At 41.8% G+C, this 9,885-nt stretch carries 12 protein-coding genes and 2 other annotated features; of the genes, 4 read left to right on the top strand and 8 right to left on the bottom strand.

Features of this window, described 5'->3' with window-relative positions; all coding sequences use genetic code 11:
* Positions 1-110: 110 nt before the first annotated feature.
* Positions 111-587: a hypothetical protein gene (locus DDE80_RS12790; protein WP_108308251.1), complete on the bottom strand. Its 477-nt coding sequence runs from the start codon at positions 585-587 to the stop codon at positions 111-113.
* A 110-nt stretch (positions 588-697) separates the two neighbouring features.
* On the opposite strand from DDE80_RS12790, the gene DDE80_RS12785 reads away from it, so the two are divergent.
* The 4 genes from DDE80_RS12785 to DDE80_RS12770 are packed head-to-tail and all read left to right on the top strand — an operon-like array spanning position 698 to position 2,939.
* Positions 698-901 (top strand): type IV pilus biogenesis protein PilM, encoded by a 204-nt coding sequence (locus DDE80_RS12785; protein ID WP_108308249.1) that lies wholly within the window; start codon positions 698-700, stop codon positions 899-901.
* Positions 898-1,488 carry a PilN domain-containing protein gene (locus DDE80_RS12780; RefSeq protein WP_108308248.1) on the top strand — a complete coding sequence of 197 codons (591 nt, stop codon included), beginning with the start codon at positions 898-900 and terminating at the stop codon, positions 1,486-1,488. The genes DDE80_RS12785 and DDE80_RS12780 overlap by 4 nt, the downstream gene beginning before the upstream one ends.
* The gene (pilO, locus tag DDE80_RS12775; protein ID WP_108308246.1) at positions 1,488-2,156 is read left to right on the top strand and encodes a type 4a pilus biogenesis protein PilO; all 669 of its coding nucleotides are present in this window, start codon (positions 1,488-1,490) and stop codon (positions 2,154-2,156) included. The genes DDE80_RS12780 and pilO overlap by 1 nt, the downstream gene beginning before the upstream one ends.
* Before the next feature lie 39 nt (positions 2,157-2,195).
* On the top strand, positions 2,196-2,939 hold the full coding sequence (locus DDE80_RS12770) for a prepilin peptidase (protein ID WP_108308244.1): 744 nt from the start codon (positions 2,196-2,198) through the stop codon (positions 2,937-2,939).
* 62 nt (positions 2,940-3,001) lie between these two features.
* Here DDE80_RS12770 and trpA read toward each other — a convergent pair whose 3' ends face one another.
* From trpA to DDE80_RS15780, 7 genes are all read right to left on the bottom strand, one after another.
* A complete protein-coding gene (gene trpA / locus DDE80_RS12765; protein WP_108308243.1) occupies positions 3,002-3,709 on the bottom strand; it encodes a tryptophan synthase subunit alpha in 708 nt (235 codons plus the stop codon).
* Complete coding sequence (gene trpB, locus DDE80_RS12760; RefSeq protein ID WP_108308241.1) at positions 3,709-4,899, bottom strand: tryptophan synthase subunit beta; 1,191 nt, start codon at positions 4,897-4,899, stop codon at positions 3,709-3,711. The genes trpA and trpB overlap by 1 nt, the downstream gene beginning before the upstream one ends.
* Positions 4,892-5,458 (bottom strand): phosphoribosylanthranilate isomerase, encoded by a 567-nt coding sequence (locus DDE80_RS12755; protein WP_108308239.1) that lies wholly within the window; start codon positions 5,456-5,458, stop codon positions 4,892-4,894. Before DDE80_RS12755 ends, trpB begins: the two co-directional genes overlap by 8 nt.
* Complete coding sequence (gene trpC, locus DDE80_RS12750) at positions 5,448-6,212, bottom strand: indole-3-glycerol phosphate synthase TrpC (protein ID WP_108308238.1); 765 nt, start codon at positions 6,210-6,212, stop codon at positions 5,448-5,450. The genes DDE80_RS12755 and trpC overlap by 11 nt, the downstream gene beginning before the upstream one ends.
* Positions 6,209-7,813, bottom strand: coding sequence for an anthranilate phosphoribosyltransferase (trpD, locus tag DDE80_RS12745; protein ID WP_108308236.1), 1,605 nt, complete (start codon positions 7,811-7,813; stop codon positions 6,209-6,211). Before trpD ends, trpC begins: the two co-directional genes overlap by 4 nt.
* Positions 7,810-9,171 carry an anthranilate synthase component I gene (gene trpE / locus DDE80_RS12740; protein WP_108308235.1) on the bottom strand — a complete coding sequence of 454 codons (1,362 nt, stop codon included), beginning with the start codon at positions 9,169-9,171 and terminating at the stop codon, positions 7,810-7,812. Before trpE ends, trpD begins: the two co-directional genes overlap by 4 nt.
* 44 nt (positions 9,172-9,215) lie before the next feature.
* Positions 9,216-9,427 (bottom strand) — a binding site (T-box leader).
* A 27-nt stretch (positions 9,428-9,454) separates the two neighbouring features.
* Positions 9,455-9,690, bottom strand: a binding site (T-box leader).
* A 113-nt stretch (positions 9,691-9,803) separates the two neighbouring features.
* Positions 9,804-9,884 carry an IS3 family transposase gene (locus DDE80_RS15780; RefSeq protein WP_427901817.1) on the bottom strand — a complete coding sequence of 27 codons (81 nt, stop codon included), beginning with the start codon at positions 9,882-9,884 and terminating at the stop codon, positions 9,804-9,806.
* Position 9,885: the final 1 nt, after the last annotated feature.

Raw genomic sequence — 9,885 nt, 5'->3', positions numbered from 1 at the left:
TACCATGGTCTGAAAATATCCAGGCCACATGTGCAAAATAAGCCAACTAGCCGAAAAAAATACCGGTCAGTTGGCTATTCGTCGTGCGTACCGTACAGGTGCGCTATTTTTTATAATTCGGGCTTACGATTTAAATCTAATTTAGCTGGTTCAACAGTGGTAGGTGGTGGTACATTAGGTGAAGTAGAAGTATTTCTAGGAGCGAATACCTGTGCTCCTCCACTGATTTTATAATCATTTGCTATAATATTGCCATAAACTTTCCCGCTCCCACTTTGAGTCACCTTACTATAAGGAGCAAGTAAAAGGCGGTCGATGCTATCTGTACTTCCACTTAACTCTAAGTTATTTTTTCCAAAAATTAATAAATCACCGCTTGCTGTTATTTTAACATCAGCGTTTTTCACAAATAGATTACCATAAAATTTTTGGTTACCCTCAATAGAGACACTAGATGTACCACTATAGAAAACATTGATATTAGATTTTTGTTGAGGGTTAATCTGTGAGTCACCGCCTAAAGTTAAATCACTTTTTACAAATACGTTAGCATTACCATTGATAAAATGTAATCGGCCTTGTGGCATACTTAAGTTATCTATTATAATATCTAAATCTTTGCCTTGTAGGTCGAATGTTAAATCGTAATTCGCACCAATAATTAATTTTTGGATATTGATAGATTGATTAAGCTTTATTGCATAAGGGTGAAAAAGAAGTAGAAGAAATTATCGTCCTAGGTGATAATCCTATTTTGCCGCAAGTCGGTGATTTTTTATCGGCTAATTTAACGACACCGCTTACGGTAATTACAGATGAAGTGATTGCCGAACATTTCCTGCAGTTTACACATGATGATACGACGCTATTAGGACTTGCATTAAAGGGGGCGAAAGCATGACGCCAGAAATTAACTTGCTCCCGAAAATTGACCATAAAGATGATGTAAAGTCCAAAGTGCCATATTTTGTGCTCACAAGTGTTGCCATTTTACTGCTCGCTTACTTTACGTATGCGTATTTTAGTGCGAGTAGTAAAATTACAACATTAACAGCTGAAGAAGCAGTGCGTCAAGCTGAAGTCGATGAAGCACTTGCTACGCTTATGCAACTCGAAGAAAGCAATAAAGGCACGTTAGAAGGCGCAGTAGGTTTTGTAAAAGAGCAAGCGTATGCCGTAACGCCATTAATGGATGAAGTGACGAAGCAACTACCGCCTAATACGTATTTACGGGAGTATAATTTTACAGAGGAAGCTGTAACGCTTACCGTAGATTTAGAGACGATGCGTGACGTATCCTTTTATATAGAGCGTCTCGTGAAAAGCGACTATTTTGTCGATGCACAAATTACAGATGTTAGCGCTTTTGAACTAGGTGAAACAGAAAAAGAACAAAAACCGAGCGAAAAATTTAATTTTATCCCACGCTATACGGTTACGATTACAGCACTTATTGATTATGTTTACCTTAAAGGAGGTGCAAAGTGATGGCCTCTTCTGAACGTAATACGTTTATTTTAGTAGCCGTAATGGTCATTGCCTTGCTTGGTGCACTTTATTATTATGTTATTTTACCTAAAACAGAAAAGGTTACAGCACTTGAAAGTTCCATTCAACAATTAGAGACAACGTTAAGCGAGACTACTGAAGCGATTACAGCATATGATGAAACCGATATTGATGCAGGTGCTGTAGCACGTTTGCAAAAACAAGTACCTAAAGCACGCGGTGTGGAATATATTTTACGTGATTTAGAAGATATTGAAATGCTAACGCGCTCACGTATTGAAAATATTTCGTTTAGTGAATATGATGCACCGATGATTGAACGTAAGCTCGGGCTCACAGAAACTTCTGAAGAAGAGCTAGATGCAAAGTTAGCAAACGAAGCGTATGAGGAAGATGAGGTAGTTTATAATGCAGCGCTAGCAGAAGCGCCTGAAGGTTTACAAATTATTACGTACCAAGTGGATTTATTAACACCAGATTATAAAACATTACGTACGTTTATTCGTGAGGTAGAAGGGTTACAGCGCATTGTTAAAGTTGATACGATTCAATTAACGCAGCCAGGGGAAGAAGTAAAATTTGAAGAAGTCGTGGATTATACAGTATCAGCTTCCTTACAATTAACGACGTTCTTTTATAACGAGTAAGCAGGCGCACTGTGCGACCTGCTTTTTTAGGAGGGAATTATGTATACGGTTGTTGTTTTTATTTTTGGTATTGTTTTCGGTTCATTTTTTAATGTAGTAGGTTTACGTGTACCTAAAAAACAATCAATTGCCTATCCACCTTCACACTGTCCAAGTTGTGAGCGTCAATTAACAGCAATTGATTTACTACCTGTACTATCGTATGTTTTATTGCGAGGGAAATGCCGCACGTGTAAAGCTAAAGTGTCGCCCATTTATCCTTTAATGGAATTACTAACAGGCATTCTCTTTGCGCTTGCATATGTGCACTTTGGCCTAACGGCAGAATTTTTCGTTGCACTGCTGTTTATTTCGATGTTAGTTTGTATTACCGTATCTGACATTGCCTATATGCTCATTCCTAATAAAATTTTACTGTTCTTTTTACCATTGTTAGTAGTGGGACGAATTTTTTCGCCGCTTACCCCTTGGTGGGATAGCTTACTCGGTGCAGTTGTCGGCTTCGGTATGCTTTATATCGTAGCATTACTATCACGTGGTGGCATGGGCGGTGGTGATATTAAGTTATTTTTTGTCATCGGTATCGTCTTAGGTACAGTAAAGACGTTGTTAACATTGGCGTTTGCCTCTGCTATTGGCTTAGTTATCGGTATAATCGTGTTGCGCATGACAAAGAAAGGGCGAAAAACACCTGTCCCTTTTGGCCCTTCAATCGCATTAGCAGCGATAATCCTTTATTTTTACGGTGAACATATCATAACGTGGTATTGGCATTTATTATAAAAGAACATGCTGTATGTAATACAAATAAGCAGAAGCTGCTGTTCGTAGCTTCTGCTTATTTTTTATTTTAGCAATGCCATAATGTCATCATAGCGTTTTTCGTGGAGCGCTTGTACGATAGCACTACCGATAATGACACCGTCGCAAACTGCTAAAAAGTTAGCGATATGTTCACGGTTTGAGATGCCAAATCCTGCGTACACAGGGACAGGGCTTTTAGCTGTCACTTGTTGTAATAGCGTGAAAATAGCAGGGTCATAACTTGCACGCTTGCCTGTAGTACCTTTTACTGTCACGGCATAAATAAAGCCTTGAGCATCACGCAAAGTCGTCTCAATCCGTGCGTTATCACTCGTCAATGTAACGAAGCGAATAAATGGAATGCCATAAGGGGCTAAGGCAGATGTAAAAGGTTGTTCTTCTTCCATTGGTACGTCGGGAATAATGACGCCTTTAATGCCGATCGCATCACATACTTTAGCAAAGCGTTCGATACCGAAGCGAGTAATTGGGTTGGCGTAACACATAATGACAAGCGGTATCGTAATGCGTTCGCGATGCAATAGTAGCTCATCTAAAATTTTAGTAAGCGTAACGCCTGCAGCTAAGGCACGCAGTCCTGCAGCTTGAATGACAGGCCCGTCCGCTACGGGATCAGAAAAAGGAATGCCGACTTCAATCATCGTCGCACCGTGTTGTTGTAAAAATTCAATCGTTGGTAGCAATGTTTCGATACCACCGTCACCCGCCATAATGTAAGGAGCTTTCATTATTGTTCACCTCGCAGTAATTGTTTCACCGTATGCACATCTTTATCGCCACGTCCAGATAGGCAAACGACGATAATATGATCTTTAGGTAACGTTTTCGCAAGTTTCGTAGCATATGCGATAGCATGTGCACTTTCAAGCGCAGGAATAATTCCTTCTGTACGCGACAACAGCTGAAAAGCTTCGAGCGCTTCGGCATCTGTAATTTGTACATAACTTGCGCGCTGACTATCATGTAAAAAGCTATGTTCAGGTCCGACACCTGGGTAATCTAAGCCAGCTGAAATCGAGTGCGCTTCTGTCACTTGCCCGTTGTCATCTTGCATTAAATACATTTTACTGCCGTGTAATACGCCGACATCGCCTTGGTGAATAGCAGCCGCATGACGATCTGTCGTTACACCTTGCCCTGCAGCTTCTACACCGATTAATGTAACATCATCTTGTAAAAAAGGATAAAACATGCCCATAGCATTACTGCCGCCACCAATGCACGCGATAATAGTATCTGGTAAGCGTCCTTCTTGTTGTTGTATTTGCTCGCGTGTTTCCTTACCAATAACCGCTTGGTAATCGCGTACAATCATCGGGAAAGGATGAGGGCCTAACACAGAGCCCATTACATAGTGGGTATCGTCCACGTTAGCGACCCAGTAGCGCAGCGCTTCATTGACCGCGTCTTTTAACGTTTGACTACCTTGCGTTACGCTTACAACTTTAGCGCCTAAAAGCTCCATACGAAAGACGTTAAGCGCTTGACGTTTAACATCCTCCGCTCCCATAAAAATAATGCATTCCATATCAAGAAGCGCGCACACCGTTGCGGTAGCTACACCATGTTGACCTGCGCCAGTTTCGGCTACCACTTTATGTTTGCCCATTTTTTTTGCGAGCAATGCTTGGCCAATGGTGTTATTAATTTTATGTGCACCGGTATGGTTTAAGTCCTCGCGCTTTAAATAAATTTTAGCGCCACCTGATTTTTTTGTAAGCTGTTCGGCAAAATAAAGCGGATTATCACGTCCTACATATTGGCGCAAATAGTAGCGGATTTCGGCTTGAAATGCTTCGTCTTGTTTACTGTTTTCATAGGCTACTTCTAGCGCTTTAACGGCTTGCATTAACGTTTCTGGAATAAAACGTCCACCGTATTCGCCGAAGTACCCGCGTTCATTAGGTTCGTTATACATTTGTTTGGCTCCTCACATAAGCAATCAATTGCTGTATTTTTTCCGGGTCTTTTTGACCGTTTGTTTCGACACCACTTGATACATCAATACCTGCCGGCTGACAGCGTAGCACTTGATCGACATTAGTTAATGAAATCCCACCAGCTAAAAAACAACGAGGTGGTAGTATCACTTTTTCGTACGAATATGCAATGCCAGCGCCGGGTGTCGTATTATCAATTAGCGTATAAGCTGCAGGGAAGTTAGGTGTAATTGCATCATGCGCAAAAGCTTTAATGACAGGGAAGTTAAGTTTCTGTGCTGTAGCTATCGTTTCCTCACCGTGCAGTTGAATATAAGCAAGTGGCACTTCACGTGCAATTTTATTCATCGTTTCAACACTTTCATTAACAAAGACACCAACAATCGGTATATTCACGTGACGTGCAATTTTTGTGGCTTGCGCTATGCTAATTTGACGTTTGCTTTTAGCGAACACAAAACCGATAAAATCAGCGCCTGCTCGCTCGGCGGCTATCGCTGCTTCTAGTGTCGTAATCCCGCAAATTTTAATGAGCATGGCGCGGTACCTGCAGTTGTTGGGCTAAGGCGTGTGCGTCTTGTGCACGCATTAATGTTTCGCCGACTAAAATGCCATCGATACCATACGTGCTAAGCGTTAAAACATCTTTTTGTGTCACGATGCCACTTTCTGCAATAATCATTTTGTCAGCAAAGCGTTGATTTTGTAAGATAGCACCTGACCGCGTAATGTCTACAGAAAAATCATGCAAATCACGATGGTTAATACCGATAATGCGAGCGCCTAACGCACAAGCGCGCTCAAATTCTTGCGCAGTATGGGTTTCGACTAAAACATCGAGTTGTAAGTTGCGCGCATACGTGTAAAGGTGGTGTAATGACGCATCATTAAGTGCTGCAACAATGAGCAAAATCATATCAGCGCCGTATGCATAAGCACGGTCAATTTGTTGGGTACTTATAATGAAATCTTTATTGAGTACGCTCGTATGCACAGCTTGTTTTACTGCTGCCATATCCGCCATTGTACCTTTAAAATATGTTTCGTCTGTTAACACGGAAATCGCTTTAGCGCCTGCTTTTTCGTATTTTATCGCTTGTGCTACGGGATCAATCTCGCCGTTGATGATACCTTTTGAAGGTGATGCACGCTTAATCTCCGCAATTAAAGCAAGCTTCGGATGATCGACGTCGAAAAAAGGTACAAGCGGCACAGTGCGCTTAGGAAAAGTGGAAGGGAACTCGGCAATTTCTTGTTCTTTTGTCGCTAAAATTTTTTGTAATATGGTCATGACGTTACTTCCTTTCGTTGTTTGGCAAACTGTTGAATTGCATGTAACTTCGCTAATGCTTGTCCGCTATCAATGCTCATTTTTGCGAGCTCCACACCTTCTTGTACGGTAGCTACTTTACCGTAAGCAAACATTGCCAGCGCGCTATTAAATAGTACGGTATCGCGTTTTGGCCCGCGTTCGCCTTGTAACACTTGCAGTAAAATTTCAGCGTTTTCTACAGCTTCACCGCCTTGGATTGCTTCGAGTGGGGCGCATGATAGCCCGACGTCTGTAGGGTGAATGGTCATCGTAGTTTGCACGCCGTTATCGAGTAAAATGATATGGTTATCACCAGCTAACGATGCTTCATCTACATAACCAGCACCGTTAATGACAATGGCACGTTTGCGGCCTAGTCGATGCAAAACATCAGCGATTAAAGGCATCATATCGCGGCGATAAACGCCCATAATTTGCGTATCTAAAGCGATAGGGTTTGTTAGAGGCCCAATCATATTAAAAATCGTAGGAATTTTTAAATCGCGACGTACTTTCATAATATGTTTCAGTTTAGGATGCACGTGAGGCGCAAACATAAAGGCGATGCCATGCGTTGCTAAAAGGGTTTGTACTTCTGTAGGCGTTAAGTCGAGTGGGATGCCAAGGTGTTCTAATACGTCGGCACTGCCTGTTTGGCTAGAAACGCTACGGTTACCGTTTTTTGCGATTTTTACTCCCGCTCCGGCCAACACAAATGCACAAGTCGTACTTACATTAAAACTTTTCGAACCATCCCCACCAGTACCGCAATTATCAATAATAGTACCTGTTACAGTAATAGGTGCTGCGTGAGCAGTTAATGCCTCAACGAGCGCTGTAATTTCTTCGGCTGTTTCACCTTTCATTTTTAATCCCATTAACAGCGCAGCAATTTCACTTTCTGAAGCTTCACCTTGTAAAATATCGTCCATAACGGCATGCATTGCTTCTTTTGTAATGGTTTCGTTACGACTTAAGGCAATCAGTTGTTTACGTAAATGTCCGGTTTTTTTATAGGAACGGAAAAACTGAGCGAGCAGCTGCTTTCCTTCTGGTGTACCGATAGATTCAGGATGAAATTGCACACCGTAAATCGGGTATTGCGTATGGCGAATGCCCATTACAGCACCGTCATCTACAGCGCGTGCGCAAACGACGAGTTTATCATGGAGTGAATGCTCATCTACTACGAGCGAGTGATAGCGCATTGCAGTAATCGCTTGATCAAAAGCGCCAAAAGGTCCTGTATGATCATGCGTAATCATCGATGTTTTTCCGTGCTTAATCGTAGGAGCAGGTACAATAGTAGCACCAAAAGCAGCGGCAATAATTTGGTGCCCTAAGCATACACCAAACATCGGATAGCGATGATAGAGTGCGCGTACGATTTCTAGTGAAGCGGTTTTATCATGCGGTGAGCCAGGACCAGGTGATAGTACGATTGCTTCTGGTTCCATCGCTTCAATTGCCGCAATAGAAATCTCATCATAGCGCACGACACGCACCGTTTTTCCGAGCTCACTCATTAATTGATATAAGTTATACGTAAATGAATCATAGTGATCGAGTAATAAAATCATCGTACTACCTCCAGTAAAGCTTTAGCTTTGTGTAATGTTTCTTCGTACTCTTTTTGTGCATCTGAATCATAAACAATACCGGCTCCTGCTTGAACGCAAGCGATGCCATTATGAATGACCATCGTGCGGATAGCTAAGGCAAAATCCATAGCTCCGGTGTAAGAAATGTAACCGACAGCCCCTGCATAAACACCACGTCGTTGTTGTTCGAGTGTATTAATGAGTTGCATCGCTCGTATTTTAGGCGCGCCTGATACTGTGCCTGCAGGTAAGCAAGCCATTAATGCATCAAGTGCATGGAGCGTAGGGCGTAGTTGGCCACGCACTTCTGAAACGATATGCATCACGTGCTGGTATTTTTCGATTTGCGCATAGCGTGATACTTCAACTGTCCCAATATTCGCAATTTTCCCGATATCATTACGGCTTAAGTCAATTAACATACGATGCTCAGCTAATTCTTTTTCGTCTGCTAACAATTGTTGCTCAAGTAAGTTGTCTTCTTCTGTTGTAGCTCCGCGTGGGCGCGTTCCTGCAATAGGGTTAGTAATTACTGTATCACCGGTTACTTTCACTAAGCTTTCAGGGGAAGTGCCTAAAATGGTATAGTCTAAAAAATCGAGATAAAACATATAGGGTGATGGGTTAGCTGTGCGTAATTTACGGTATAAACTAAACGCATCGCCTGCAAAAGACGCAGTAAATTTTTGAGATAATACAACTTGAAAAACTTCGCCTGCATTAATCGCTTGTTTGGCTTCTGTAACAATTGCTTTAAATTGCTGTGCCGTCATACTCGGCTCAAAAGTTAAACTAGCCACTGCTTCAGGTAAAGCACGTGGTGTTAGTGCAGCGGTCATTACATTAGCAATCGCTTGGTCCAGCTCATCGTCGGTTGTAGCTTGTAAAGACGTTGCAACAAACGTAATTGTTTCTTTGCGATGATCAAACACGATAAATGTATCAAAAAATAATAAATGCGCATCTGGTAAATGGTCGTGTGTTGGTAACTTCTCACCGATTGCTTCATAGCTAAAAATGGTCTCGTAGCCAATATAGCCAATGGCACCACCAAAGAACGGAAAAGGGAAGTCACCATCTAATTTAGGTAGCGCAGCTTTTGCATAGTCAATAATCGGTGTAGTTTCTGTTGTGATTGTGCCATCGCGCTTAGTAATGGTTGTCGTATGTTCGTCGCCTGTAACCGAGTAACAAGGATCAAAAGCAATAAATGAATACCGTCCACTTTCTTCATGCTTCGCCGAACTTTCGAATAATACTTTTTTGCCTGTAATGTTGTGAAATAGCGCAATAGGTGTCGTTGTGTCGCCTGCGATCGTATGTAGCTTATAATGCATAATGATTCCTCCTTTAAATTAAAAAACGCCCTTTCGCATTATTACGAAAGGACGGAATATACCGCGGTACCACCTTTAGTTGAAGTGTTGCCACTTCCTCTTAACGCGTGTTAACGGGCGCGAGCCGTACCTCCCTACTAATGTTCAAAAGGTCTCTCCAAAGTCCACTTCTGTATAGTGTTGCTTGCTGGCTTTCACTATCCCAGCTCGCTAATTAGCCCCGTGCTATACATACTCTCTTCGTCATTGATTTTTATTTAAACACAAAAAAATCCCTCGTCTACAAAAGGACGGGGAATGCCGTGGTGCCACCTTAATTAGTCTTAAAAAGACTCACTCAAAACTGTCTAACAACAGTTTACCTTGTGTAACGATAAGGTATAATCGCTAGCGCCTACTATTAATTTCGGACTAGAAGCTCAGAAGCCCATTCGCACGTTTTCGCATTATCAGCTTGCACCAACCGCTGACTCTCTTAAATGGAAAGTTCGTGTTACTCTTCTTCTTCAACGCTTAATTTGTAATTGACTACATCATAAACCTTGTGAAATCATATGTCAACAGAATTTTCTAAAAAAACAATAAAATGAACTGCTCCCTGTCAAGTAAACAGCGGAAATAATAAAAATGCTTTAAGCGGCTTGAGACCTGAATTCTAAAGGACTCAAGCCGTTTAATGTTTCTTGGTAACGTTCGTTGTTATAGAATTTGATG

Source organism: Metalysinibacillus jejuensis, from assembly GCF_003057615.1.
Taxonomy (GTDB): domain Bacteria; phylum Bacillota; class Bacilli; order Bacillales_A; family Planococcaceae; genus Metalysinibacillus; species Metalysinibacillus jejuensis.
Note: the sequence above shows the minus strand (reverse complement) of the source record. Positions and strands in the feature narration are given on the sequence as shown.